The sequence below is a fragment of the Weizmannia acidilactici genome (genome assembly GCF_008974225.1).
GTDB classification, from domain to species: Bacteria; Bacillota; Bacilli; order Bacillales; family Bacillaceae_C; genus Weizmannia; species Weizmannia acidilactici.
Genome location: NZ_BKZR01000018.1, coordinates 1 through 25586 on the forward strand (window position 1 = coordinate 1; position 25586 = coordinate 25586).

The following is a 25586-nucleotide window of genomic DNA, read 5'->3' on the forward strand; positions in this document are numbered from 1 at the left end:
ACGAGGGTGTCTTGGAATGCCCGATATTTAAACAGTGTCGAGAAAAACTTGACACATACTAAACCCGTTCACCACATTGACATCATCTCATCCGGGCCGGATAATAAAGCTATAAAACTATTGTGAATCTTGGGTGCAAAATGAATATATTTTTCGATGCCTGTACATGATGGACATCCATAATGGAGGTTAAGCGATGAATGTCAAAAAAATAGTACTTGCCGGCCTTTTTATTGCATTAGAAGTGATTTCAACACGATTTCTGTCCATACAAACGCCGGTCCTAAGAATTGGATTTACTTTTATTCCCACAGCATTGTCTGCTTGTATACTGGGGCCGTTATTTGCAGGCATTACTGCAGGATTGGCAGATGTCATAGGGATGATGTTATTTCCGGCAGAAGGGGCTTATTTCCCGGGTTTTACACTCTCGGCATTTCTGGCAGGCGCCATTTACGGATTGTTTTTCTATAAAAAACCTGTGAGATTTTGGAGAGTATGTTTGGCGGTGTTGATCATAACAATTTTTGTTAATCTTGGTCTAGATACGCTATGGCTATGGATGCTTACCGGAAAGGGGATACTCGGTTTATTACCGGCACGGATGATGAAATCCGCCATTATGTTCCCCATACAAGTCATCACCATTCAAGTAGTCTGGAAGTCCCTTGCCGCAAGTTTGAAGCATCGATTGTCTTTTGGCGGGACCAATTAAAGGTTTGGTGCCCGGCATTTTTCTCACAAACTGTCCGGCTATTAACTGGGCGCGGCGGATGGGATTAAACGGGTCAAAACAGTTAGAATGTTTTTCCCCGGAAATTTTTTTGTTGTGGAACCATTGATGATGCCCCTTTCATTCTTTTGAAGAAAGCGCGTATTTGTTTTAAAGGGGCTTTACATGGTCATGTGTTATGACGGATAGAGCGCGAAAAAGCAAAAAGGAAATACCGGTGATGATGCAATGCACAGGGGAAACCGTGTCGGGAAAAAAAGCGTCGAAATTGCCCTCCCCCTTTAGGACAAGCTAATGTAAATTCTACCGTTACGCTTGGTACATACTAAAAGAACAATTAAAAAAAACCATCCACAAGGTGATTTTTCACCTTGTGGATGGTTTCATCCTTTTATCATGCTAACTGCTCTTTATTGCTCCGTGCCAATTCTCCAGCTGCCTTTACGCGGATTCTAGTTGCGTTGCCTGGAAGGTATGCGAGTGGGATATCCTCTATATCAACAACAACAAGACTATCAGGATCTGCTCCGGCTTTAATCGCTTCGGACATAGCCTGGGATTTAGCAGATTCCAAGGCTTGTTCTCTACCTATTTCATCCAGCACATAAATTTTTTCAATTTGCCCGCTTACTTGCGAAATCGCCGACCCAATTGCGTTGGCAACACCTGAATGTTCGGGGCGAATCACTGCTGATGCCCCTTTCAAGACATCCGGCAATAAAATGCTGCCGCCGCCAACTAGAATGACAGGTACGGGAGCTGGACTTGTTTTCATTTTATCAATGGCTTCTTCCACCATTTCTACCATTCTATCATAAACCTTATTTAAAATTTCCTTATTGAGGTGGGCAACTTTGGATGCATCCCCAAGTTTCACTTTCCCCAGCGCTACTGCCACATCTGTTGTTGTCAGTGTATCCCCTCCGAAAACTAATCCCTTTTCCGGAAGTCGGTAGCCGACGCTATCCGGACCGATCGTAAATTGCCCATCTTCTTGTATTCGGACAATTGTTCCTCCGCCAAGGCCAATGGAAATAAGATCCGGCATACGGAAATTCGTACGCGCTCCGCCAATTTCAACAGCCAGTGAAGATTCCCGCGGGAAAGACTGGACAAGCACACCAACGTCTGATGTGGTGCCCCCGACATCCACGACAATCGCATCCGACAGGTTACTTAAATAGGAAGCACCGCGCAATGAATTTGTCGGGCCGCAAGCTACTGTAAAGATTGGGTATTTTACCGCATAATCAACAGACATCAAAGTACCGTCATTTTGCCCGAAAAATACATTGGCTTCGATTCCTTCGCTTTTCAGAGCTTTTATAAAACCATCCGCCGCTGTTTTGGCTACATTTACAACCGATGCATTCAAAATGGTGGCATTTTCCCGCTCCAGAAGACCAACTGAGCCGATTTCAGATGACAACGAAATGGAGACTTGATCTCCCAATACTTCCGTAAAAATCTCGCTCGCCTTATGCTCATGAGTTTGGGAAACGGGTGAAAATACAGATGTTATTGCAATAGAATCGACCTTCCCCTTAATCTCATTTGCGATTTTATAAAGGTAATCTGTATCTAATGCAGTAATTTCCCGCCCATCAAATTCATGACCGCCACGCACTAAATAAACGTGCTTACCTAATGCTTCCCTCAGATCTTTCGGAACACCGATAAGCGGCTTTACTGCCAGTGTCGCAGGTGCCCCGATTCGGACGACCGCTATTTTGTTTAATCTTTTTCTTTCTACAATTGCATTTGTGCAGTGCGTAGTACCAAGCATTGCGTATTTTATTTGATCCCGGGGCACGTTGGCATCTTTAATTATTTTATGCATAGCATTATAAATGCCAGTTGCAACATCTTCCGTCGTCGGTGATTTTGTTTCAGCTATTACTGTATTGTTTTCATCCAATAAAACCGCATCAGTATGTGTACCGCCAACATCAATACCTACCCGATAAATTCCCATTATGAACGCACTCCCTCTTTTACAAGTTTTTCTACCGGAACATAATCGACATGATAACCAAAATATTTTGGCCCGACTGTTGCAATCCCTTTTTCTGTTCTCCATTTTGGATGACAAGGTATCCCGATTACAATACATCTGGCCCCATATCGAATGCCCTCGGTTGTAATTGGAAGCCCCGTTTCCGCATCCAGAACGGCAATTAAATCAGGCGTTACACATAATAAACGCTGTTCTGTTCGTGCCAACAGATGCTCGTTTTGGAACCGAAGTGTAAGTGTCTCACCTTTATTTTCCTGCATACCTTCAAACGTTGCTGTCCCCTTGGCGAAACCGGATTCTGTTTTGCGGTTAATATCATTCACTTTGCCATGGAATAATTGGTAACCTTTCACTTTTTTGATGACTTCCCGGACAGGATTAACGTTATTTTCCTTTGCCAGCCGGATGGTTCTCCCAATTTCCTCCTCTAATTTTAAAATGTTCTGTATTCCACTTTCTTTTAGATTTCGTCCCCTCATAGAATACATAGCTGTCATAGCAGATCCGCCCATTTGCACAGTTGCTGCACGAGCAATCCTTTCTGTCCACACGTTATCAATGGTGGATAACAAGACTGTATTTCCTTTTTCATCGGCTAAAATCGCCGGTGTTGCCGGGATACCATCCAAATAAAACGTAACCATTTGCAGCTCCGGAAAAGCTCTGCCCATACCATCTGCATCTACAACCGGCAATCCAAGCCTCGCCGCAAGAGCAAATGGCAACATGGAATTGACACCTCCTGCTTCGATTGGAAAGGTGGCATAAATTTTTTCACCAAGATAAGCTTCTAAATTGCGAAAAGCGACTAGTGCTTCTTCCCCGCTCGGCGCTTTTTCAAGCATGACCGTCGGAGCCCCCATCATGGAAGAAGGAACAACCAAAGCATCATCCGGTACTTCATCTGCATCCAACAAAGTTATTTCCCCATATTCCTCAATTGCCTGGATTGCCATCAATTTCCCGATATAAGGATCACCGCCGCCACCCGTGCCCAGTAGAGCTGCTCCGACGGCAATATCTTCTATTTCTTGTACTCCTATTTTTCTCATTTTTGTCTAAACCTCCAATATTTCAATTATTTAAGATGCAGCTTTTTCATCAACGGTGTTTTTCCTGGCTGCCTGCATAATAAGTACTCCTGCTAAATAAACCACTGCACTTGCAAGCAGGGAATTGATAGATGGAATCCCGGCTTTCACAAAATATCCAACTGCAAACCCCGCTACCCAAGCAATCATGGTCACCGGATTTATTTTCTCTTCACTTTCCGGCAAAGCTCCCTTTTTGCGGCTTTCATCCAATTCTTTTTTGTGTGTCTTCAACACGAAATAATCCATGACCATGATCCCTGCAACAGGAGGCACTAATACGCCAAGAAAGACAAGAAATTCAGTAAATCGGTTAAGGATTCCCATCACAGACAATATCGTTCCAATGGCACCGATCACGAGTGTAACCATCCCACGGTTGAGCTTAATATTGAAAATCGTATCGAAAATATTCGTAAAACCGAGAGAAGATGAATATAAATTCAAGTTATTAATTTTAACCGTTGAAAAGACAACCACCAACGCGCCAAGCCATCCCGAAGTTTGCATCATGATACTCGCAACATTACTTGTCCTTGCAGCAAGTGCCATTAATACCGCAATCATATTGATGCCAAGTTCTCCGATGATGGTTCCAATCATTGTCATCCAAAATACATCTTTCCCGTTTCTTGCAAATCTGCTGAAATCCGGAGTGATAACGGCCCCAATGATAAATCCGCCCGCAACCATCGTTGTTGCGACTCCCATCGTCAAAGGTTTTCCAGCCGGAGAGCTGCCCATTAAATCCATGATGGAATGATTGCTGAGAACTTGATAAATCCCAACAGCAACCGCCAATAAAAAAGCAGGCACAGCAATTGAAGCTGTCGCACTTAAAATCTTAAACCCAAATATCACTAAAATGGTTACGCCAAATCCTGTAATGGCAGCTGCAACAGGAAGACTGATAGCCCCGTTTGAAGATTGGACAATTCCTTGAGCAAAAACAGAGTTTTGCACGCCGAACCATCCGATTGTGGATATGGCAATGACCGCGCCTATAATACTTGATCCATATCTGCCAAAGCCCGTCCAACGGGATAATAAACTTGTTGACAAGCCTTCTTTTGCACCGGCATAGCCCAGCAGGAAGCTAATGATTTCCAAAATCACACTGCCAAACATGGTAGCCCAAAAGGCCTCCCAAAAAGTCATTCCGTATCCCAATGAAGCCCCCAGGATAAACTGCGAAATGGTAGCCAAAGATCCGACACGTATAATGGTGATATTCCATAAAGACTGCCGGTCTGATTGCGGGACCCTGGACAAAGAATAGTCATCGCCGATATTTGTTTTCTTTTGCATTTATTGCCAGCCTCCAAATTATAAGATTTGTTCACCTACAGCTTTTACTTTCACTCTGAGAATTTCTCCCCTTAAATACTCGAAAGGATATTCTTGGATATACGACAACTTTACTGAATGGGGATCTGCTCCCTTTTTAACCACAGCTTGTTTGCATGCTTCGGCCGCTTCTTTCACTACTTCTTCTTTTGAACGGTGATTTAACCAATAGACCTTGTCGATTACTTCACTAACAGAAGAGAAACACGCCCCTATTGCGCTGCTAAACGGATAACCGGCCGGGTTTATCACTTGCTGGTATTTACCAAACAGCTTCTGATTAAAAAGCGGGCTTCCTCCCCCCACAAGAACAATAGGCAGTTCCTTTTCATCATTTTGCAGCTGGTCTATCGCTTCTTTGATTTTTTGGGTGACATCGTATACAACTTTTTCACATTCACTTTCCGATAATGTTTCCAACTTTTCCGTATCAATATCAGGATCATAAAATGATTTTGGAAACAGTTTAAGGAAGCAATCGCTGACTGTCCATGTATCCCCTCCCCAAGCTGTGCCGACTTTTTTAATATCATTGGAAATAAGCGGTAAAAACTCCACTTTTCCATCATGAATCAATGGTATATTTCCGGTACCAAAAGGCAGGGAAATTATCTCCGGCATTTCTAAACTTGCATCTATTCCGAATAGGTTGGTAGATGCTGTCATTTCCTTTAATTCTCCGTTGGCTACATGTCCGACATAAATTTTGCTTCCCCCAATGTCGATGGCAATCATTTCTTTTAACCCCGAGAGCCTTGAAGCGCCTTTTAAGCTATTCGCTGCACCCGAGGCAATGGTTAATATCGGAAATTTCATAGCCTGCTCAATCGTCATTAATGAACCATTGCTTTGCGTGAGCCAAAAAGGACATTGGAGGGAAAGAGAAGAAAAACAGGATGCCAGATTGAATAAAATTTTTCTAATGACTTTAGATAATAAGGTATTCAATAAAGCTACATTTTCTCTTTCAATAAACCCCATGCTGCCGAATTGATGGGAAACCGTTACAGATATGTCCGGAAATCTGTTATTGATTTCATTTTTTACTTGCATTTCTTCATTTTCATACATTGGAGAATAAGCACCCACAATGCAAACCGCATCAATTTTTTTCTCAGCTATCGATTTGTAAAGCGGCTTCAGCTGTTTTAGACAACTAATTTCATTGCCCGCTTGATTATAGCGATTATTGCTCTTTAGTTCATATATCTCTTTAAGGAAAGATCTTAATGATTCCGGCCAGTTCAAAGCCGGAATGATTTTCGAAGGCTGAAGCTCAATCCGGATCAGTGCCGTTTTCGCCAATGTCCTCTCTTCATAGACGGCATTCAGTAATTCCGTTGTCCCAACAAAAATTCCTTTGATTTCATTTGGCTGGATGCTTGTTTTTTTTAACAAATTCCCTACAGAACTGCGGACACCTGTAAAAATATCAGGAGTTGTGACGGAACTGGAGGCCATCCTGAGTTTTCCCTGATCGGTGACCAACACTGCATGTGTATTGGTACCGCCGATGTCAATACCAATTCTCATGAGGTAACCCCCTTCCGTTTGCATCCGTACTGTGACAAAAGCTCTCCGGTATCCTAAATGGCTCGGGGCCTGTTTGGTCAATCATTTCTTTTGTATGAAAAAGGCTTGGGGCTTTTATGGCAAGAATCATAACAAGCATGCCTTCCCGAATCTCCGAGACAGATAAGGGCAGCCCTGTTTCATAATTAAGCAAAATAATTAAATCAGGGGTCGTGCAAGCTGTTTCTTCGGGTATTGCAAAAGCAAGGAATTCATTTTGAAAATATAAATCGGCCTGCTTCTTATGGTATTGCAGTTGCCCTGTCAATGTGGCTGATCCAACCAGCATTTTATTCACAAACCATCTGCGGATTGATCGAATTTTCCCTGTAAACACTATTTCCATTTCCCCATATACAGAGTTCAAAAATGCGTGGCGAATATTTTTGGCTTTATCCCAAATGGATGCTTTCTGTGCAAGTACCTTTCCAATATCACGGGTCAGCTTTAATGTTCCTGGAATCATTGCTGCCTTCATATGATGGCCGTTTGCTCCGAAACAGGCAAAATGGCAATACCCGTAATCTTGAAATGTAAAATCTTTAAATGTATCGATAAGCTTCTTCGTGCTCGTGACCACCAGAGAATGTTCTTTTGAGACGGCCACTAATGGAACCGCCGAGATTTCTGAATGATAAAAACTCGTCATTTCCACTTCCGGAAAAGCCCTTCCCATGCCATCCCCATCAATCACCGGCAGATTGCATTCCAAAGCGGCAAGCAGTGGAATGAGCGCATTGACTCCTCCGATTTCCATTGAAATCAGTGCACCCGTTTTTCTCCCAGAGGCTGATTCGTAAAGTTTCAAGGCTTTGGAAATTTCCTGTCCGGAGGGAATGTCTTCATTCATTAAAACCGTGGAACCTGCTACCGCCACAGGCACTATCCACTCATTTGACATTTCAACAGAGGATTTTACCACGATCCCATCATCTTCGTTCATGATCGACAATAATAAACACTCAACAGACCTGGTCTCACCACCTCCTCCACAAGATAAAAATTTAGCACCGGTGCTAATGTAAGGAATGTCCTCTTTTGTTATCAGCCAACCCACGTTTTACACCCCTCATTTAAAACTTATGCAATAATCATGCCAATTTAAAAAAACATAAAAAAACTCATTTCGCAATGGATTCTGAAGTTTTCAATTATATAAACAGCTGGAATTTTTGATCTTTTGTATTTAGAAGGTGAGAAAACCTTCCACGTATTTCTTTATTTTTTGAAGGAAATATAGTTATTTCTCATGTTTTCTCTTTTTTTATCATGATTTCTCAAGTTTCTAATTTAATTATATTTTCATTTTTTTCATATAGCGGTACAAAGTGGCCAGGCTGATGCCCAAATGTGCCGCCGCTTTTTTCTTTCCTTCTGTACTCCAACCATAGCGGTCTAAAAGATTTTGGATTTGTTTTTTATTCGGTTTTGAATGATTTTTGAATGGTTGTGCCTCAACAGTCAAAGGAGCTGTTTCTTCCTTCTTTCGCAAGGCCGAAGGCAAGCTTTTCACTGTCACCGTATCGCCAATTTCCAATTCTACAAAATGCCTTACAACATTTTGCAGTTCCCGGATATTCCCCGGCCAGTCATATTGAATGAGTTTCTGAAGGACTTCCGCTGATAATTTTTTCGGAGAACGTTGCATATCTCTTGAAAATCCGCTCATAAAATGCTCGATTAATATTGGCAAATCTTCTTTTCGTTCGCGAAGAGGGGGGATATAGATCGGGATGACACTAATCCGGTAATAAAGGTCCTCCCTGAATTCCCCCTTTCTAACCAGCTCCTCTAAATCCCGATGAGTCGCTGAGATAATGCGAACATCAATTTCTTTGCTTTTATTTGATCCAATCCTTTCAAACGTTTTCTCTTGAATAACCCGAAGGATTTTTGCTTGCAGGTACAAGGACATGTCACCAATCTCATCCAAAAAAAGCGTCCCTTTATTTGCCAATTCAAGACGCCCCGGTTTGTCTTTCTCGGCACCGGTAAAAGCACCTTTTTCGTACCCAAACAATTCACTTTCTAACAAATTTTCAGGGATTGCCGCACAATTAATTGCAATAAAAGGCTTGTCTTTCCGGTCGCTTTCATTATGGATAGACTGCGCAAACATTTCTTTTCCAGTGCCACTCTCGCCACGCAACATAATGGTTACATCACTTTTTGAAACCCTTTTTGCCGACTGTATCGTATTCTTTAATACATCACTCACACCGATAATGTCCTCAAAGCGATAAAGACGGCGGCGGTTTTGCTCCGTTTTTGTTATCAACTTTGATTTTAAAAGGATGATATAAGAGCAATAGCCGTTGTAATATACCGGTTGGATAACAGCTGTAAATTGTTCATTCTGTTTTCCCTGTAACTGCAAGGACATTTCAAATTTTTGTTTTTGCCTTCTTATTTTCTTCCAGTCATCATACGCTATTAGTTCAGTCACTTTCCCCCCGATGAAAGCCGTTTTTCTTTTATGAAAAATAGAAGCCATATGTTCACTAATCTCCTGGATGATGCCTCCATGATCAACCAGGCAAAAAGGCTGGGTAATCGTTTGAAAGAACTTCTGCAGTTCCAGACTTGTGATCGTATATTTTTTTTGCCATTTTTCTTTTTCCAGTTTTTCGCTCACCCATTTACAAGCGAGTTCTGACACCATATTTAAATATTTAATATCTCGAATAAAGTCTTGCTCCTGCCGGGTTCTGGGCCGCAGCAATAGTATCGCGATGACTTTCATGTTCCGGATAATCGGGAAATAATTAATGAGGGACGAATTTTCTTTTTCCGCCTTTTCTATTCTCACACCCGATTGAAATATTTCTTTTATGTATTCCTGATCTAAATCCCGGCATTGCAAAAGATCATCTCTCTCTTTTATTTCGATATATCCCGGAGTGGAGGAAAAGATTTCCTGATTTAACATCTGCTCATATTCATTAAAAGAAGCCATACGCAACTCCCTCCTTAAAAATTTATTGATGATCATTTCCCTCCCTATTTATACCTTCCATCATAACATTATTTTGCAAAGGGGATGATGGCCGAGGTTTTAGGATTTGCTTATGCCACCAAGACTTGAGAGAAAAATTCAAAATTTCAAGAAGAATGCATTTTACATTGGCACATTTTTTGCCATTGCCATGATACTGGGTGCCTGCAGCAACGATCAACCCCAAAAAAGATACGGGCAAAAAACTGCCGGTGAAGTGAAAGCTTCGGCCGTTTCCGGGGATACGATTTCTGAAAAAACGGGCTGTATTCTGCAGATCAGGTTTGAAGCAGACAACAAAATTATTTTCCGGATAAACGCCATTGACCCGAATACAAATAAACAGGCCAAAAGCGCAAAGCTGCAAGTCCACTTGTCAACGGGGAAAGTGCTGGAAATGAAGCTCGACCGCAATCCGCCTACGGATAAATCCGGCCTGATGTTCTGGACAGCGGCCTATCCGGTAACACAAGACACGCCGACAGGAATATTGAACTATTATGTAACCGCAACGGACGGAGATAAAAAAGGAGAGAATCATCCTTTTAAAGTTCAGCCGTCTTTGCTTACGATTGCCGGCAAAGATTCCGCCGATTTCAAAAAAACACATCTTTCCGCACTGCCTCCAGCCATAAAACCAGCCGAATTCTTAAATTCACTGCAAGCAATTTCCAATCCGGCAAAAAAAGTTTAATATGTCAAAGCCGGCCAGGAAGTGACGCTTACGTTTACTTCAAAAGCGAGCGTGCATGGCATTGCCATCGATGAACTGAATGTAAATGTAAAAGCACCCGGCGGCACGGAAAAGTTTACGCCTGCAAAATCCGGCGATTATCAAATACACTGCAATACTTTTTGCGGGGAAGGCCACGGATAGATGACAGAACTCCGCGAAAACAGACGGCTGGTGGAAAATGATCTGATTCATTTCCTCCCTCATTGCTGTCTACATCACAGAGGATACTGTTTTATGGAATATAAACAGGAAGGAAATTTGATTAAAAAACAGAAGCCTTTTACAATAACTGCCCGGGATTTGTTTATAACTATAAAAAAACCTAGCCGTCATGGTTTTCAGGCTAGATTTTTTGTAAATGATGATCATTTGCATATTTATCAGATGAAAAATCGTAAGGTAGTGGCAGCGGTCTGCTTTCCCGCAGTTTTTAAAAGCAGGCTTACAAAATAACGTTTTCTTCCCCCTCCGGTTCTGCTGGAAGTTTTTTGGCGGTGATCCGTTCATGGACTGCACGGTATGCGCCTAAGTTCGGTCCTTTGAATGTATGGCGCGCTTGATGCGTATAATAAATGATCAATAGAATGGCGACACAAGCAAATACTTTTCCGGTCGCATAGGTCAGTGTGAAATGCTTTGTGATCGCCACATCACTTGAAGAAATGTTAAACAATACGGTTACAAATACAATCCATAGTACCGAGATAAAGCTGACAGGTTTGCTCCAATTCCCCAAAGTCCACGGGCCATTATCAGCTTCTGTCCAATATCCTCTCAGCTGTGCTCTTAATTTTAAGAAAATCGGAATTCCGTATGAAGTGTACAGCCCAATGACGCTCAAGGAAGTCACGACAGCATATACATTATCCGCCAGGGCGCAAAGGAAAGCTAAGAAAACGCTGAGCAAAATGGCGTAAGCGGGTGTGCGGAATTTTGCCGATACTTTAGAGTTTTTAAACGGCAGACCGTTGTCGCGTGAAAAGGCATATAACATACTTGAAATAGAAGTAACAGATGAAAGTCCGCAGAACCACATCGCGATTGTAACCATCCAAATGACCGCTCTGCCGAATGTTCAGCCCATAGCCTGTTCAACTGCAACAATAAACCCGTTGCTTCCCGCTTCTGCAACAGCTTGCGGATTGGTAATGGATATTGTAACCAAAGCAATCATAATAAATCCAAAGAGCCCGGATACTGCGACAGATAAATAAACACCCCACGGAGAGCGAACCTTTACATCAATGGTTTCTTCACTCGTATGGGCAGATGCGTCATAACCTGTATATGTCCACTGGGCTTGTAGCAATCCGATTAAAAATGCAAACCAATAAGGAGTAGTGCTGTTGGTTGCAGTTGAAAAACCTGTGTGGAACAAATAGCCGACATTGTGTTCAGGCCCAAAGTAAGCCAATGCAGCAATAATGGTTCCAACACCGATAATATGGTAGATGGCCGAAACATCATTCAGTTTCGCAACGATCTTGATGCCGATATGGTTTAAAATCGCATGGCTTAAAAGAATGACTGCATAAACACTTAAGATTTCAGATTTTGTCGAATTGCCAAAAATTAAAGAAGAAGCAAAACCGACGCAACCGAAATCAATGCCGGCCACAATCGTCACCTGGCCGACCATATTAAACCATGCCGTAAACCAGCCCCATCCTTTGCCCCCAAAAATTGATGCCCAATGATAGAAGGCGCCTGATGTCGGAATGACCAAAGTCAGCTCAGCAAGAGAAGCAGCAATCAATAAAACAAAAATCGTAACGAGCGGCCAGCCGATGCCCATTACCGCCGAACCTCCCTGGCTGAAACCAAAGCCGTATAATGTCACAGCACCTGTTAAAACAGAAATAATAGAAAATGAGATCGCAAAGTTTGAAAAACCGCCCATATCCCGCAGAAGTTCCTGCTTATACCCGAAAGTGCGGAGATCATCGAAAGCGGAAAAACCATCTTCAACATGATTTCATAAAGCAGTTATAACATAGAACATATTTTGATATTCGAAATAAGTTGTTAAAAATGTAAACTTTATATGTTCCAAGTGCAATTGTATAATTTTAAAAATAAAGACAAATGGATTAAAATTGAATATACATCGAAGCAGACCAGTACTTAGAAAAATTGTCTTAAATCTTTGCCCAATCATCAGAGGGAGCATGAGAAGGGAATGATCAGAATGAGAAATGGGGCAAAAATCAAAACTGCTTTTTACATCGCATATGTTGTCATCATCTGGGGAATGTGCTGGCCCGTATATAAGTACGCACTTGCCTATACGCCGCCGTTGCTTTTCGCCGGCATACGCACGCTTCTGGGCGGGGTACTGCTCGCGCTTTTCCTTGTCCCGCAATGGCAAAAAATTGAATGGCGAAAAAATTGGAAAATCTACTGTATTGTCGGCTTCTTCAACACGGTTATTTTTAATGGGGTGCAGACTATCGGCCTAGAGTATATGGCATCCGGATTATTTTCCGTGATTGTTTACCTGCAGCCGGTACTGGTAAGTGTTTTTGCATGGTTATGGCTAAAAGAATCCATGTCGTTCTTGAAAATTGCCGGGCTTTTGATCGGATTTCTCGGTGTGGCTGCTGTTTGCAGGGACGGATTTACCGGAAAAGTTTCAGCTATTGGTATCATTTTAGCGTTGATCACCAGTGTCGGCTGGGCTTTTGGAATTGTCTACATGAAAAAAACGAGCACGCAGGTACACGGATTATGGCTGGTGGCATTACAAAGCATTTTAGGAGGGCTATTCTTAACGGGAGCAGGATTTTTAAAAGAAAACATTTCAGACATTACTTGGAATTTGCCTTATATCGCCTGCCTTTTGTTCGGGGGTGTACTGGGCATGGCGGTTGCTACAACCCTATATTTTAAGCTGATGAACACCGGGGATGCCAGCAAGGTCGCTTCATTTACCTTTCTTGTCCCGCTGATTGCTGTTGGCATCGGCACCCTTTTCCTTGGCGAACCGTTCACTTTTTCGCTTCTGGAAGGTTTGGTTCTCATCCTGATAAGCATTTATTTAACCAATCATCCTTCCAAAAACTTCATTCGAAAAAAGAAAGTGCACGCAGAAATAAATTGAATGGAACAGGGTTTTTATCATATACTAACGGTAGCGAACATTTAAGGGAACATTGGCCCCCCAGCCAATGTCCCCGGCACAGCATGCTGCGATCAGCAGCGGCCCGGTATAGGCGTAACCCACCCGAACCATGGCAGGGAGCAGGGTGGGTTATTTCCGTTTGATCAGGGAAATGACCAATTCGATCACGGCAATGAGCAAGCTTCCGAACATGATCATCAGCGAAACCGCGTCGAAAACAGAGACCATTTTGCAAATCACCCCCTTTCCCAGGGAGCGACCGCTGCCCACCCTGCAGCTGTGTCTACTCTATTATAGCACATACGTTCCCCTTCAAATCAATAAGTTCCTATGCAGCAGAAAAATGTGACTTTGTAACTATCGTGATTATTTTTTCAAAATATAAGTTGACAAGTCGGAATACTATTATTTATCATTATTTTTAGAAACAACGTTTTTTGATCAATTGCATACCGGCTGCTTATCAAGAGAGGCGGAGGGACTGGCCCGAGGAAACCTCAGCAACAGATTCTTTTAAAGAAAACTGTGCTAATTCCAGCAAGCGACCAAAGCTTGGAAGATAAGTTAAGGAGAATGTGAAAGCCCTCTTCTTAACTTTTCGGAAGGGGGCTTTCCATTTGCCGGAAGAGAAATTGATCAAACTGAACGGGGACCCGTTTCATAAAAGGATTTTCAACATCTGCATTTGCTGATTGGACCACCAAAAGCATGTGTAAAATATTATTTTGGGGGTAGAAAAAGATTGGCTTATATTGATGAATCAAGGTTGACTCACATTATTGAATCGCTGAAAAAACTCGAATTTGGAACGGTTATCATCTCGATCCACGAGGGGAGTATCACACAGATTGAAACAACAGAGAAAGTCCGGTTCGCATTGGAAAAGAAAAAAGCGCATATCGCCAAACAAAGGATGAGCTAATTGAGATTATTAGAGCATTCCGGCATTTGGAGCATACTTCCAAATGCCGGAATTTTTTCTAAGATGAAGTAACTGAAATGCCGCCATTTGTGTAAACAGGAAGCAGAAATTTTAAAGAAGAATCCAGACGGCTCTTTGCCTGTTCATCCAATCGGTATTGGTGTTTTGCTGTTTTTTCAACCTGGCTGTCCAAAATAAATGCCCCTTTTTCGATGCTGGTTGCACCCAGTGCGGCCAGCACCGGTTTTAATGCGTAATCTAATGCCAATAGATGTCCGAATGTACCACCCATTGCGAGCGGTAAAATCTTTTTTCCGGCTAAACCGTTTTGCGGCAGGAAATCAAGAAAAATTTTAAGAAGCCCCGAAAATGATGCTTTATATACCGGGGTTAAAATGATAACAGTCTCCGCTGCCTCTACCTTTCTTAAAGCTTCTGAAATTTCCCTTCCGCCAAACCTTGCTTGAATTAAATCAGCTGCCGGCAGTTCCCTGATATTAATGACATCCGGCTGAAGCCCGCCTCTTTGCAAATAGCCTTCCACATAATCCCGTATTCCGTTCAATCTTGTGAATTCTGAAGGGCTTCCTGTAAGTAAAACAACTTTTTCCATCAGAGCCGCTCCTCTCCCCTTAATGTTTAATTTTTGGCAGCCCGCAATCCGTGATGTCCGCCATCACCTAAGATCCGGTTTAGAATGTGGTTTACAGTTGAAGAAAAGAGTGCATGGTCCCTTTTTCTCGGATGCGGCAGTTTTACGGGATAGTTCATTGCAATTTCACCATTTTCTATTAAAATAACTCTGTCGGCGAGTGCGACAGCCTCTTCTACATCATGCGTCACCAATATCGCTGTAAAGTTTTTCTCGAGCCACAGCGATTGGATCAGCTGATGCATCTCAATTCTTGTCAAAGCATCCAATGCGCCGAGCGGTTCATCCAGCAGCAGGATTTCGGGCTCGTGAACCAAAGCTCTCGCCAATGCAACCCTTTGTTTCTGGCCGCCCGATAATTCAGACGGCCAATCATTGGCGCGCCCGTCCAGGCCGACCTGTTTAAGCATCTGATTGGCACATTCTTTCCAATCACCCTGCAGCCCAAGGCCTACATTTTGGAGGATTTTTTTCCATGGAAGCAGGCGGCCATCTTGAAACATGATTTTTACCGAAGGGTTTTTGCCAGACAAAGGTTTTCCATTTATGAAAATTGTACCGCTGCTAGCTTTTTCAAGTCCTGCCAGCAGCCGCAGCAGTGTACTTTTGCCGCATCCGCTCCGGCCGACAATTGCGACAAATTCCCCTTTTTTCACTTTTAAATCAATTTTGCGCAGCACTTGATGGCTGCCAAATGATTTTTGCAAATCGTCAACCTCTAACACAATTTCCTTCTCTTTTGACGCCATGGGTTCCTCTCCTTCTACTTTTGGTACGACGGATGCCATTTTAACAGCCTTTTTTCGGCGATCTTTGCCAACAAGTCGGATAACTTTCCGAGAAGCGCATACAGGATTATGCTTAATACAACGACATCCAGTTGCATAAACTCACGGGCATTCATCGCCATGTATCCAATTCCGGAATTAGAAGCAATCGTTTCGGCAACAATCAGTGTAACCCACGTTACCCCCAATGCATAACGCACACCGACCAAAATGGATGGAAGCGACCCCGGCAGAATAATATGCCAAAAAAGCGCGGTCCCCTTCAGCCCGTAGACATCCCCCATTTCGATCAAGGCTTTGTCTACTGAACGGATACCGTGGAAAGTATTTAAATAAATAGGGAAAAAAGTGCCCAGCGCAACGAGAAACAACTTCGCTTCTTCTTCAATGCCAAACCATAAAATGACAATCGGAATTAAAGCCAGATGGGGAATATTCCGGATCATCTGCAAAGTACTATCGAGCAGACTCTCTGCAGTTTTAAACAAACCGTTGGACAGGCCCAATGCAAAGCCGATGCCTCCTCCGATTAAAAAACCAACGAGTGCCCGTTTACTGCTCGCGCCAATATAATCGAAAAGCTGGCCGGAGCGTGCCAATTCCACAGCGGATTCCACCACAGCAACAGGATTTGGCAGCACCTTTGAAGATAACAATCCAAACTGGCTCGAGAGCTGCCAGGCTGCGAGCAAAATAACCGGCACGATCCAAGGCACAAAACGATTTTTAGCCATGCGAACACCCCTTTACTTTAATACTTTTGGATATTCATTATTGGCAACAATTTCCCCAAACGGGCTGATGATATTAGAATGTGTATCAGCAACCGGACGCTCCAGCGGAAGAAGCGGGAATAATAATTCGGCTACCCGGTAAGCTTCTTCAAGATGGGGATATCCGGAAAGAATAAATGATTCAATGCCAAGTTCAGCATACTCTTTCATACGATGTGCCACCGTTTCCGGACTGCCAACCAGCGCTGTTCCGGCTCCTCCCCGTACCAGGCCGACCCCTGCCCAGAGATTCGGGCTGATTTCCAAATTTTCACGGCTTCCATTATGCAGTGCCGTCATTCTTTGTTGCCCAACTGAATCAAATCTAGAAAATATTTTTTGTGAAGATGCAATAAGTTCATCATCCACATACCGAATTAAATCATTAGCGGCAGCCCATGCTTCTTTTTCGGTTTCCCTGACAATGACATGCAGCCTGATGCCAAACCGCACCGTTCTTCCCTGTGCTTCCGCCAATTCTTTAACGCGATTAATTTTTTCTTCAACTTTTTCAGGCGGCTCCCCCCAAGTCAAGTAGACGTCCACATGTTTTGCCGCAATTTCCTGGCCAATTTCCGAAGACCCACCGAAATAAAGCGGAGGGTAAGGTTGCTGCACTGACGGATAAAGCAACTTGCCGCCTTTCACATTTAAATACCTGCCCGAAAAATCAGCTTCCCCGTTTTCCAATAAATCCTTCCAAATCGTGAGAAATTCATCGGTCAGTTCATAACGCTCGCGGTGGCTTAAATGCAACCCGTCCCCTGCCAGTTCCACCGGGTCGCCCCCGGTCACCACATTAATGAGGAGCCTCCCTTTCGATAAACGGTCAAAGGTTGCGGCCATTCTCGCTGCCTGTGATGGTGAGATAACCCCTGGCCTGACCGCCACCAAAAATTTCATTGTTGAGGTTACCTGAATCAGGCTGGACGCCACCACCCATGAATCTTCGCATGATCTGCCGGTCGGTAGCAAAGCCCCGGTAAACCCGAGGTGGTCCACCGCCTGTGCCACTTGTTTTAAATAAGGAAAATTTACGGCCCTTCCGCCGGTCGTTACCCCTAAATATCGTGAATCGCCATGTGTTGGTATAAACCAGAATGCCTTCATCAGTCTTTCTCCTCTCCCCGGATTAATTTGATAAAAATGCTTCGTGTACTTTGATTGGTTTTGGAATCAATTTCAATTTGTAAAATTCATCCGCGATTTGCTGCTGGTCATCAATCGTTTGGCTGTTGATCTTTTCCAGGCCGAAATTTTTACGGCTGAGCGTCAACTCCAAAGATTTCTCACTCATTCCAATCTGCGGTGTCAAAAACTTAGCCGCTTGTTTAGGATTGTTCTTCACCCAGTGCTCCGTATTTTCAAGCTGTTTGTAAATCACATTCAATATATCCTGATGTTTTTTTGCAAACTGGCTCGTTACCAGGAAAAACTCACGGTTTTTCACAAGCCCGATGCCGTCTGACAAAGTGCGGGCATGCGTTGCAAGCTGGGCATCCGCGAGAAATGGATCCCATATGGCCCATGCGTCTACGGCTCCTTGCTCAAACGCTGTACGGGCGTCTGCAGGCGCAAGAAAAACAGTTTGAATGTCACTGTAAGAAATGCCGGCTTTCTCTAATGCCTTTACTAGCAGATAATGGACATTGGAACCTTTATTCAGCGCAATCTTCTTTCCTTTTAAATCTTTCAAAGTTTTTATCTTTGAATCTTTTGGCACGATGATGGCCTCACCTTTTGGATTGGCGACAGAGTTGGCAAAGTATACAAGCGGCGCGCCTGCCGCCTGTGCAAAAATAGGCGGTGCTTCACCTGTATGGCCGAAGTCGAGGCTGCCAGCATTTAAAGCCTCCAGTAATTGCGGGCCGCCGGGGAATTCTGTCCACTTTACCGTGTAGCCGAGAGGCTTCAATTGTTTTTCCAAACTGCCTTTTGCTTTCAAAATATTTAAAGTCCCGAACTTCTGATAACCGATACGGATTACCTTATCATTCTTTTCCCCAAGTTTCGCTGCTGCCTTTTCTTTCTTCGAAACACCGCAGCCGCCAAACAATAAAGAAACAATCATCAAAAGAATGAATGCTATCCACCTTCGCCGCTTCACTTTTTTTAACACGCTTAAACCTCCCTTAATTTTCAAGGTGCAGCTCTTTTCCATTTTGTGAACTACAAGATGGATCACCCCCTTCAATGGAATTGGTGAAAAGCACTATTACCAATAAATCCCATTTTTTTAGTGGGATTATAAGTAACAAAAAAGGGCCCCTTATCTTTCATTCATAAAGATAGGAGCCCGCGGTTGACCGGTCGGCACTTATGAATCTGCTTAAAGAAAACAGACAGTTGGTTTATTTTTGTTTTAATCAATAAAAATATTTTTATAAATCATAACCTTTTAAATTGTTATGTTCATTTTAATTACATTATTTCGATCTGTCAAGTGAGTTTTATTTTATTTATCATTTTCCAATCAATTTTTGGAACTCTACACTCTTTTTGCATTTTCCCTTAGATTCATTAATAGATTAACCCGACAATGGTTGCCGACAGGAAGCTGACGAGCGTTGCACCGTATAACAGTTTGAGCCCGAATTTCGCAACAACATTGCCCTTCTTCTCATTCAAGCTTTTCACAGCACCCGCGATAATGCCGATCGACGAGAAGTTTGCAAATGAAACAAGGAAAACGGAGATAATGGCCAATGTCCTTTGCGAAAAGGTAAAATGCCCTTGCGCCAGGTTGGTCATGGCAACAAACTCATTGCTCACCAATTTTGTGGCCATAATGCTTCCGGCATCTACTGCACTGTGCCACGGAATGCCCATCAAAAAGGTGAACGGTGAAAAGATATAGCCGAGAAATTTCTGGAAAGTAATGCCAAAGATGCCGTTAAAAATCGCGTTAATCATGGAGATCAGCGCGACAAAGCCGATTAACATGGCCGCCACTGTAACCGCTACCCGGAACCCGACCATAATATACTCACCGAGCATTTCAAAAAACGACTGCTTTTCTCCTGTTTCAAAAACGATAGCATCTTCTTCCGGGGAAACGTCGTATGGATTAATCAATGAAACGATGATAAAGCCGCCGAATAAGTTCAGCACGATTGCAGTCACTACGTATTCCGGTTTAATTAATTCCATATAAGACCCGACAATGGACATCGATACTGTGGACATTGCAGAAGTACAAAGTGTATAAAGGCGTTGCTCCGATAATGTTTCCAGCTGGTTTTTTACCGAAATAAAGACTTCGGACTGTCCCAATATGGCGGAAGCTACCCCATTATATGACTCAAGTTTTCCCATTCCGTTCACTTTGCTTAAAGCATAGCCGATCCCTTTAATGATTACCGGCAGTATGTTCCAATGCTGCAATATGCCGATCAACGCTGAAATAAAGACAATCGGCATCAAGACACTGAGAAAGAATGCCAATTGTTTGTTATTCACCATTCCGCCAAATACGAAATTCACACCTGTATTCGCATATGTTAAAAGCTTCCCGAACCCCTCTGCAATTCCTGCGATCAGCCAATTGCCGGCGCTCGTATTCAGCAGTAAAAAACCAAACAGAAACTGAAGAAGAATCATGGTGAGAATGGGCCGATATTTAATATGCCTTTTATCGCTGCTGGCAAGCCAGGCCAGCCCAAGAATCAACATGATGCCCAATAGCCCGATGATATATTTCACTGATTTTCCTCCTTGGCCTAAATTTTGCCTGCCAATTGTAAACAAGCCTTATTCATAGTAGTAAATACTTGGTTATTTTGCAAACTTCGTTATAGGAATGTCCTTTTTTGCAGCACTCCATTCCAGGAACATCCATTCTAATTGTCTGTAAAACTAAGAAAATTGTTTGTAAAAACCTTTGACAACCAGAAAAAAATAAGGTAAAGTACCAACGTACGAACATTTAACAAGTTATACCGAAATAACATTCGTTTTTGGGAGTGCAAAAACATGGATACAGTGTTTGATTATGAAGATGTGCAGCTAATTCCGGAAAAATGTATCGTGAACAGCCGTTCGGAATGTGATACAAGTGTTGTGTTAGGCGGGCGTAAGTTCAGACTGCCTGTAGTGCCTGCCAACATGCAAACCATTATTGATGAAAAAATCTCCGTATATTTGGCCGAAAATGGATATTTTTATATAATGCACCGGTTTCAGCCGGAGAAGCGCCTGCAATTTGTGAAAGATATGATTGACCGGGGGCTTTATGCATCGGTCAGCGTCGGCGTCAAGCCGGAAGAATTTACTTTTATTGAAGAACTGGCTGCAGCAAACCTGAAGCCGGAATACATTACGATTGATATCGCACACGGCCATTCCGATGCGGTTATCAGAATGATCCATCATATTAAAAAGCACTTGCCGGAAACCTTTGTGATTGCCGGGAATGTCGGCACACCGGAAGCAGTAAGGGAACTGGAACATGCCGGTGCGGACGCGACAAAAGTCGGCATCGGGCCGGGGAAAGTGTGCATTACGAAAATTAAAACCGGATTCGGTACAGGCGGATGGCAGCTCGCGGCCCTGCGCTGGTGCGCGAAAGCCGCGAGCAAGCCAATTATTGCAGACGGCGGCATCCGCACGCATGGGGATATTGCCAAATCGGTCCGTTTCGGGGCAACGATGGTGATGATCGGCTCCCTTTTCGCCGGCCACGAAGAATCGCCGGGTGAAACGATTGAAATTGACGGCAAACTTTATAAAGAATACTTCGGATCCGCATCCGAGTTTCAAAAAGGTGAACGGAAAAACGTGGAAGGCAAAAAAATGTATGTAGAATTCAGGGGCCCGCTGCAAGATACGCTGACGGAAATGGAAGAAGACCTGCAGTCATCCATTTCTTATGCCGGCGGAAACAAACTGGCCGACATTCGGAAAGTGGACTATGTCATTGTGAAAAACTCCATTTTTAACGGGGATAGGGTATATTGATAAGAAGGTGGAATTTTGGTTTCTTGCGGCACGGCCGCTATCAATGTTTTTTCAAACAACGGACAAAAGGGGCTGTCCCAAAAGCCCCTTCTTAAACAAGAAAAACCGTTGAGAAAATAATTTTCTCGACGGTTTTTCTTCTTTCTGAAACAGGCGGTTCTTTTCCGCCTGTTTCAGAAGATTGTGGACGATGGCACCCAGCCCGAATTCGATATTTACTTTCTCAAGCCCCCGTAGAGAAAATCTGCGGAACGACCGATTGCCTTTGATATGACCGAACACGCTTTCTACCTCGATTTTCCTTCGAGCGTAGATTTGCTCGTCTTTTTCACGATATTCCCAGTTAGAAACATTTCGGATATCTTTTTTGTAAGCCCGCGTCTCTTCTTTCCTCATAGTATTGTAAGGAATCAATGCTTCGAACTCTTCCTCATGCGCATACAAATAGTTGGCTTCCCCGCCATAACCTGCATCCGCAATGATCCGTTTTGGCTTAGGCAGGCCGGATGCTTTCAGCTTCTCCAAATGCGGCACAAAGCATCTTGTATCAGTTGGCCTCTGGTGTATAGTGTATCCAAGAATAAGCTGGTCTTCCGTTCCAATTTGGACATTGTAACCCGGTTTCAGCTGGCCGTTTTTCATATGATCTTCTTTCATCCGCATAAAGGTGGCATCGTGATCTGTTTTGGAATAACTGTTCCGGTCTCCAAAAATGCTTCATACTTCTTCAGCCGTGGTAAGTAGTCTTCTTTGAGTTTCTTGTAAATTTTTCGTTTCGACCTTATCGCCTGTCTCAATATTGTAATAATAGACACCGATAATGCCCTTATGTTTTGTAATATAGTTATAGATTGATTTGCTGTCAATATGCCTCTCTGCCGCCCCGCGCTCCGGTTTGGGAAGGCAGCATACACAATTGCAAGGGCCAGTATAAAAAACTTTTTCATAACCCCCCTTATTTACTACTATTTTACGAGCTTCGCAGGGAAAATGCACCCAGTTTTTGTTTGCATGAACATCAATCATTCTCGACAAACTTAGCGTACTGATTATTTACACAGGGAGCAATTCCATGGACAACCGCGATTCATACTCAATCGATAAAAAAATCTGCAAGAACTAAGAAAAAGTTAGGGAAGATTTTCACGGAGCTGTTGTGCCGCTGTTTTTGGCAATACTTTATTTACTTTTAGTACGTTTGAGGAATTGACCGATACCAACAGCCATCCCGCCCATCATTATGTGTACCGGCGCGGCCCAAACCCGACTGTGAAAGTAGCTGAGGTAAAACTCGCGGCTTTGTAGCGGGACGATGCATGCCGACTATTCAGTTCGGGGATGACAGCCATCAGCACGGCGTTTTTGAATAGTTTACAGCAGAGGGGACCATCTATTCATTGTAGGGCTTGTTTACTCCACTACGATCCAGCTTGTCGGTACATCGAAAAATTCGGCATATCTTGGTAAACCGATTATGGGCATTCCGGCAGAATACCCGGGTGATCTATTTGGGAGAGCCCGACGAATTTGTTGCACCGGATCATTGATTTGAAAACAGCCACGGAAGTAACCCGGAAAAGGAATATCCGGACAATGGTTGATAACACATGTGCGACCCGCTCTTTCAGAAGCCTTTGATAAAAGACATCGATATTGTCGTCCACTCCGCTTCAATTGATTGCTAATCAGGAAATAATAGGTTCTTTGTTTCATCAGGAACTGCTGCTGTTGAGGACGGCGCTTTCCTCTTATGGTGCCGCCCTATTAGCCCGGGGAATCCGGACGCTGCCGATGCGGATGAAGGCCTTTGAAAAAATGCGTGTAAAATTGCAGCGTTTTTGGAAAAGCATCCCGCTGTCCGAACCGTGCACTATCCGGGGCTTGCTTCACATCCCGACTATGAATGCGCAAAGCGGCAAATGTACGGATCTTCCGGCCTGCTTAGTTTTGAATTGAAGCAAAAAGGGTTGGAAAAGATCACAAAGTTTATGGACAGTTTGAAGGTTTTTAAAATTGGTGTTTCGTGGGGATCATTTGAAAGCCTGGCATGGTCTCCGTTTTACGGCACGAACGGAGACCAGCTTCAGCAGGAACACCTCAGCCAGGACCTGATCCGCCTTGCCGCAGGGCTTGAAGATACAGATGTTTTGCTGGAGGATTTGGATCGCGGGCTGAACCAGTTTGTTTAGTGGTGCAGTTGCTTCCCGATGTGTTTCGGGAATGGTTTAAATATTTGGATTGTGCCGGTGTGACTACTGTGGCGCAAAGGCATGGAATTGTGGCGCAAAGGCATGGAATTGTGGCGCAAACCCCGGAAAATGTGGCGCACCGCAAAATTTGTGGCGCAAAAGCTGCTCCCGAGCAAATTCCAAAAAAACTCCTCTTTTTATCCAGTAACCCAATTTAAAAGGGATGCCCCGCTGCCAGGGCATCCCTTCATTTATTACAGTTTTTCTCCGTTCGTTGCAATGACGTCTTTATACCAGTAGAACGATTTTTTCTTTTTCCGTTCAAGTGTGCCGCTTCCGTCGTCATGCTTGTCGACATAGATATAACCGTACCTTTTTGACATTTCTCCGGTCGAAGCACTGACGAGGTCGATGCAGCCCCAGGAGGTATAGCCCATCAGCTCAACACCATCTTCAATGGCTTCGCCCATCTCCTGAATATGCGAGCGGAGATAATCAATCCTGTAATCATCTTGAATAGAACCGTCTTCTTCCACTTTATCGTAAGCGCCCAGGCCGTTTTCCACAACAAACAACGGTACTTGGTAACGGTCGTATAATTGGTTCAAAGATACCCGCAAGCCGATTGGGTCAATTTCCCATCCCCACTCACTTGCTTTTAAGAATGGATTTTTAATCCCGCCGAGAATATTGCCTTCCCCAACGTCTTCCGGTTTCTTATCTTTTTTCTCCGTGCGCGACATGTAATAGCTGAATGCCACATAATCCACTTTTCCTTCTTTTAACAGTTCGAGGTCGCCCGGCTCCATTTCCAGCTGAATGTTATGTTCTTTAAAATAGCGTTTCATGAAAGCAGGGTAGGCGCCGCGCACTTGTACATCGCCGCAGAAGTAGTTGAACAAACGCTCTTCCTGCAGGGCATACATGACATTTTCCGGGTTGCAATCAAAAGCATAGGTTGGCGTATACACAATCATGCACCCTATTTTAGCATCCGGGATGATTTTATGGCAGGCTATTACCGCTTTTGCACTTGCAACGAATTGATGATGGTAAGCCTGGAAAGTAGGCTGGTAGCGGTCACGTTCTTCCTGAATCGCAAAGCCCAGCCCCATGATCGGCATATGCAGGCCGCTGTTGATTTCGTTAAATGTCATCCAGTATTTTACTTTATCTTTGTAACGGTTGAAAAGCGCGGTTGCATATCTTTCAAAAAACTCTACAACCCTGCGGTCGCGCCAGCCACCGTATTCTTTTACCAAGTGAAGCGGCATTTCATAGTGGGAAATTGTAACAACCGGCTCAATCCCGTATTTATGCAGTTCATCAAATACGCGGTCATAAAATGCCAGTCCTTCTTCGTTTGGCACAGTTTCATCGCCGTTCGGGAAAATGCGGGACCAGGCAATCGACATGCGGAATGCTTTAAATCCCATTTCGGCAAACAGCGCAATGTCTTCTTTGTAGCGATGATAAAAATCTATCGCCTCATGGTTTGGATAAGTGTATTTTTCATTGTCAATTTCGAAGTTAAAACCCGGTTCTGTAATGACTTTTAAGCGCACTTTCCCGCCAGGCAGCACGTCCGGAATATTCAGCCCTTTTCCGCCTTCGCGGTAAGCGCCTTCGAGTTGGTTTGCAGCGGTTGCCCCGCCCCATAAAAATCCTTCAGGAAATCGTTTTGCCATGTTGAA

General features: G+C 43.6%; 25 protein-coding genes, 2 pseudogenes and 1 riboswitch. Of the genes and pseudogenes, 10 read left to right on the forward strand and 17 right to left on the reverse strand.

Annotated features, from left to right (window positions below):
- The first annotated feature begins 196 nt into the window (after nucleotides 1-196).
- A complete protein-coding gene (locus GBH70_RS08350; protein WP_151680609.1) occupies nucleotides 197-715 on the forward strand; it encodes a folate family ECF transporter S component in 519 nt (172 codons plus the stop codon).
- A gap of 412 nt (nucleotides 716-1127) precedes the next feature.
- Here GBH70_RS08350 and GBH70_RS08355 read toward each other — a convergent pair whose 3' ends face one another.
- From GBH70_RS08355 to GBH70_RS08380, 6 genes are all read right to left on the reverse strand, one after another.
- Entirely contained in the window at nucleotides 1128-2708 is a 1581-nt protein-coding gene (locus tag GBH70_RS08355) for a hydantoinase/oxoprolinase family protein (protein ID WP_151680610.1), read from the reverse strand.
- Nucleotides 2708-3802 carry an S-methyl thiohydantoin desulfurase family protein gene (locus GBH70_RS08360; RefSeq protein ID WP_151680611.1) on the reverse strand — a complete coding sequence of 365 codons (1095 nt, stop codon included), beginning with the start codon at nucleotides 3800-3802 and terminating at the stop codon, nucleotides 2708-2710. The genes GBH70_RS08355 and GBH70_RS08360 overlap by 1 nt, the downstream gene beginning before the upstream one ends.
- A 30-nt stretch (nucleotides 3803-3832) precedes the next feature.
- Complete coding sequence (locus GBH70_RS08365) at nucleotides 3833-5149, reverse strand: purine-cytosine permease family protein (RefSeq protein ID WP_151680612.1); 1317 nt, start codon at nucleotides 5147-5149, stop codon at nucleotides 3833-3835.
- Between the two features lie 18 nt (nucleotides 5150-5167).
- Nucleotides 5168-6721: a hydantoinase/oxoprolinase N-terminal domain-containing protein gene (locus GBH70_RS08370; RefSeq protein WP_151680613.1), complete on the reverse strand. Its 1554-nt coding sequence runs from the start codon at nucleotides 6719-6721 to the stop codon at nucleotides 5168-5170.
- Nucleotides 6705-7817 carry a DUF917 domain-containing protein gene (locus tag GBH70_RS08375; protein ID WP_151680614.1) on the reverse strand — a complete coding sequence of 371 codons (1113 nt, stop codon included), beginning with the start codon at nucleotides 7815-7817 and terminating at the stop codon, nucleotides 6705-6707. Before GBH70_RS08375 ends, GBH70_RS08370 begins: the two co-directional genes overlap by 17 nt.
- Nucleotides 7818-8054: 237 nt before the next feature.
- Nucleotides 8055-9716: a sigma-54 interaction domain-containing protein gene (locus tag GBH70_RS08380; RefSeq protein WP_151680615.1), complete on the reverse strand. Its 1662-nt coding sequence runs from the start codon at nucleotides 9714-9716 to the stop codon at nucleotides 8055-8057.
- A gap of 112 nt (nucleotides 9717-9828) precedes the next feature.
- Here GBH70_RS08380 and GBH70_RS08385 point away from each other — a divergent pair, with 112 nt between their 5' ends.
- The 3 genes from GBH70_RS08385 to GBH70_RS08390 all read left to right on the forward strand — a co-directional run bounded on the left by GBH70_RS08385 (nucleotide 9829) and on the right by GBH70_RS08390 (nucleotide 10944).
- Entirely contained in the window at nucleotides 9829-10449 is a 621-nt protein-coding gene (locus GBH70_RS08385; protein WP_151680616.1) for a hypothetical protein, read from the forward strand.
- 21 nt (nucleotides 10450-10470) lie between these two features.
- Nucleotides 10471-10632 (forward strand): cupredoxin domain-containing protein, encoded by a 162-nt coding sequence (locus GBH70_RS16740; protein WP_172967561.1) that lies wholly within the window; start codon nucleotides 10471-10473, stop codon nucleotides 10630-10632.
- Between the two features lie 93 nt (nucleotides 10633-10725).
- On the forward strand, nucleotides 10726-10944 hold the full coding sequence (locus tag GBH70_RS08390) for a hypothetical protein (RefSeq protein ID WP_151680617.1): 219 nt from the start codon (nucleotides 10726-10728) through the stop codon (nucleotides 10942-10944).
- Here GBH70_RS08390 and GBH70_RS17160 read toward each other — a convergent pair.
- Nucleotides 10934-12391: pseudogene (locus tag GBH70_RS17160) on the reverse strand (amino acid permease). The gene GBH70_RS08390 and the pseudogene GBH70_RS17160 sit on opposite strands and share 11 nt — an antisense overlap.
- A 288-nt stretch (nucleotides 12392-12679) precedes the next feature.
- Here GBH70_RS17160 and GBH70_RS08400 point away from each other — a divergent pair.
- The gene (locus GBH70_RS08400; RefSeq protein WP_151680655.1) at nucleotides 12680-13591 is read left to right on the forward strand and encodes a DMT family transporter; all 912 of its coding nucleotides are present in this window, start codon (nucleotides 12680-12682) and stop codon (nucleotides 13589-13591) included.
- A gap of 150 nt (nucleotides 13592-13741) precedes the next feature.
- Here the strand turns inward: GBH70_RS08400 and GBH70_RS08405 are convergent, their stop codons facing one another.
- Nucleotides 13742-13840 (reverse strand): putative holin-like toxin, encoded by a 99-nt coding sequence (locus GBH70_RS08405; protein WP_151680618.1) that lies wholly within the window; start codon nucleotides 13838-13840, stop codon nucleotides 13742-13744.
- 229 nt (nucleotides 13841-14069) lie between these two features.
- A riboswitch (SAM riboswitch) is annotated at nucleotides 14070-14178 on the forward strand.
- Between the two features lie 176 nt (nucleotides 14179-14354).
- Here GBH70_RS08405 and GBH70_RS08410 point away from each other — a divergent pair.
- Nucleotides 14355-14534: a YezD family protein gene (locus GBH70_RS08410; RefSeq protein ID WP_151680619.1), complete on the forward strand. Its 180-nt coding sequence runs from the start codon at nucleotides 14355-14357 to the stop codon at nucleotides 14532-14534.
- Between the two features lie 58 nt (nucleotides 14535-14592).
- Here GBH70_RS08410 and ssuE read toward each other — a convergent pair whose 3' ends face one another.
- From ssuE to GBH70_RS08440, 6 genes are all read right to left on the reverse strand, one after another.
- Nucleotides 14593-15147, reverse strand: a complete 555-nt coding sequence (gene ssuE, locus GBH70_RS08415) for an NADPH-dependent FMN reductase (protein WP_253693647.1) — start codon at nucleotides 15145-15147, stop codon at nucleotides 14593-14595.
- Between the two features lie 26 nt (nucleotides 15148-15173).
- Nucleotides 15174-15935, reverse strand: a complete 762-nt coding sequence (locus GBH70_RS08420) for an ATP-binding cassette domain-containing protein (RefSeq protein WP_151680621.1) — start codon at nucleotides 15933-15935, stop codon at nucleotides 15174-15176.
- 14 nt (nucleotides 15936-15949) lie between these two features.
- The gene (ssuC, locus tag GBH70_RS08425) at nucleotides 15950-16708 is read right to left on the reverse strand and encodes an aliphatic sulfonate ABC transporter permease SsuC (protein ID WP_151680622.1); all 759 of its coding nucleotides are present in this window, start codon (nucleotides 16706-16708) and stop codon (nucleotides 15950-15952) included.
- Nucleotides 16709-16720: 12 nt separating this feature from the next.
- Complete coding sequence (gene ssuD, locus GBH70_RS08430) at nucleotides 16721-17857, reverse strand: FMNH2-dependent alkanesulfonate monooxygenase (RefSeq protein ID WP_151680623.1); 1137 nt, start codon at nucleotides 17855-17857, stop codon at nucleotides 16721-16723.
- 22 nt (nucleotides 17858-17879) lie between these two features.
- Nucleotides 17880-18866, reverse strand: a complete 987-nt coding sequence (locus tag GBH70_RS08435) for a sulfonate ABC transporter substrate-binding protein (RefSeq protein ID WP_151680624.1) — start codon at nucleotides 18864-18866, stop codon at nucleotides 17880-17882.
- A 401-nt stretch (nucleotides 18867-19267) separates the two neighbouring features.
- Nucleotides 19268-20449 (reverse strand): NupC/NupG family nucleoside CNT transporter, encoded by a 1182-nt coding sequence (locus GBH70_RS08440; protein ID WP_151680625.1) that lies wholly within the window; start codon nucleotides 20447-20449, stop codon nucleotides 19268-19270.
- A 270-nt stretch (nucleotides 20450-20719) separates the two neighbouring features.
- On the opposite strand from GBH70_RS08440, the gene guaC reads away from it, so the two are divergent.
- Complete coding sequence (gene guaC / locus GBH70_RS08445; RefSeq protein WP_151680626.1) at nucleotides 20720-21703, forward strand: GMP reductase; 984 nt, start codon at nucleotides 20720-20722, stop codon at nucleotides 21701-21703.
- Nucleotides 21704-21754: 51 nt separating this feature from the next.
- Here guaC and GBH70_RS08450 read toward each other — a convergent pair.
- Both GBH70_RS08450 and GBH70_RS08455 read right to left on the reverse strand, forming a co-directional pair.
- Nucleotides 21755-22485: pseudogene (locus tag GBH70_RS08450) on the reverse strand (transposase); the annotation flags it as partial.
- Nucleotides 22421-22729 carry a hypothetical protein gene (locus GBH70_RS08455; RefSeq protein WP_151680628.1) on the reverse strand — a complete coding sequence of 103 codons (309 nt, stop codon included), beginning with the start codon at nucleotides 22727-22729 and terminating at the stop codon, nucleotides 22421-22423. The pseudogene GBH70_RS08450 and the gene GBH70_RS08455, both read right to left, overlap by 65 nt.
- A 522-nt stretch (nucleotides 22730-23251) precedes the next feature.
- Here GBH70_RS08455 and GBH70_RS17795 point away from each other — a divergent pair.
- From GBH70_RS17795 to GBH70_RS08470, 3 genes are all read left to right on the forward strand, one after another.
- Entirely contained in the window at nucleotides 23252-23341 is a 90-nt protein-coding gene (locus GBH70_RS17795; RefSeq protein ID WP_371862199.1) for a hypothetical protein, read from the forward strand.
- 200 nt (nucleotides 23342-23541) lie between these two features.
- On the forward strand, nucleotides 23542-23892 hold the full coding sequence (locus GBH70_RS08465) for a PLP-dependent transferase (protein WP_172968297.1): 351 nt from the start codon (nucleotides 23542-23544) through the stop codon (nucleotides 23890-23892).
- A complete protein-coding gene (locus GBH70_RS08470) occupies nucleotides 23892-24110 on the forward strand; it encodes a hypothetical protein (RefSeq protein ID WP_151680630.1) in 219 nt (72 codons plus the stop codon). The genes GBH70_RS08465 and GBH70_RS08470 overlap by 1 nt, the downstream gene beginning before the upstream one ends.
- A 36-nt stretch (nucleotides 24111-24146) precedes the next feature.
- On the opposite strand, the gene GBH70_RS08475 is transcribed toward GBH70_RS08470, so the two are convergent.
- Nucleotides 24147-25580: a glycoside hydrolase family 1 protein gene (locus GBH70_RS08475; RefSeq protein ID WP_151680631.1), complete on the reverse strand. Its 1434-nt coding sequence runs from the start codon at nucleotides 25578-25580 to the stop codon at nucleotides 24147-24149.
- Between the last annotated feature and the right edge of the window lie 6 nt (nucleotides 25581-25586).

Bases quoted from the DNA above. Each gene is read 5' to 3' on its own strand.
- GBH70_RS08350 (WP_151680609.1), top strand. From the start codon at position 197: ATGAATGTCAAAAAAATAGTACTTGCCGGCCTTTTTATTGCATTAGAA.
- GBH70_RS08355 (WP_151680610.1), bottom strand. From the start codon at position 2,708: ATGGGAATTTATCGGGTAGGTATTGATGTTGGCGGTACACATACTGAT.
- GBH70_RS08360 (WP_151680611.1), bottom strand. From the start codon at position 3,802: ATGAGAAAAATAGGAGTACAAGAAATAGAAGATATTGCCGTCGGAGCA.
- GBH70_RS08365 (WP_151680612.1), bottom strand. From the start codon at position 5,149: ATGCAAAAGAAAACAAATATCGGCGATGACTATTCTTTGTCCAGGGTC.
- GBH70_RS08370 (WP_151680613.1), bottom strand. From the start codon at position 6,721: ATGAGAATTGGTATTGACATCGGCGGTACCAATACACATGCAGTGTTG.
- GBH70_RS08380 (WP_151680615.1), bottom strand. From the start codon at position 9,716: ATGGCTTCTTTTAATGAATATGAGCAGATGTTAAATCAGGAAATCTTT.
- GBH70_RS08385 (WP_151680616.1), top strand. From the start codon at position 9,829: ATGCCACCAAGACTTGAGAGAAAAATTCAAAATTTCAAGAAGAATGCA.
- GBH70_RS08390 (WP_151680617.1), top strand. From the start codon at position 10,726: ATGGAATATAAACAGGAAGGAAATTTGATTAAAAAACAGAAGCCTTTT.
- GBH70_RS08400 (WP_151680655.1), top strand. From the start codon at position 12,680: ATGAGAAATGGGGCAAAAATCAAAACTGCTTTTTACATCGCATATGTT.
- GBH70_RS08405 (WP_151680618.1), bottom strand. From the start codon at position 13,840: ATGGTCTCTGTTTTCGACGCGGTTTCGCTGATGATCATGTTCGGAAGC.
- ssuE (WP_253693647.1), bottom strand. From the start codon at position 15,147: ATGGAAAAAGTTGTTTTACTTACAGGAAGCCCTTCAGAATTCACAAGA.
- GBH70_RS08420 (WP_151680621.1), bottom strand. From the start codon at position 15,935: ATGGCGTCAAAAGAGAAGGAAATTGTGTTAGAGGTTGACGATTTGCAA.
- ssuC (WP_151680622.1), bottom strand. From the start codon at position 16,708: ATGGCTAAAAATCGTTTTGTGCCTTGGATCGTGCCGGTTATTTTGCTC.
- ssuD (WP_151680623.1), bottom strand. From the start codon at position 17,857: ATGAAGGCATTCTGGTTTATACCAACACATGGCGATTCACGATATTTA.
- guaC (WP_151680626.1), top strand. From the start codon at position 20,720: ATGGATACAGTGTTTGATTATGAAGATGTGCAGCTAATTCCGGAAAAA.
- GBH70_RS08455 (WP_151680628.1), bottom strand. From the start codon at position 22,729: ATGATTGATGTTCATGCAAACAAAAACTGGGTGCATTTTCCCTGCGAA.
- GBH70_RS08475 (WP_151680631.1), bottom strand. From the start codon at position 25,580: ATGGCAAAACGATTTCCTGAAGGATTTTTATGGGGCGGGGCAACCGCT.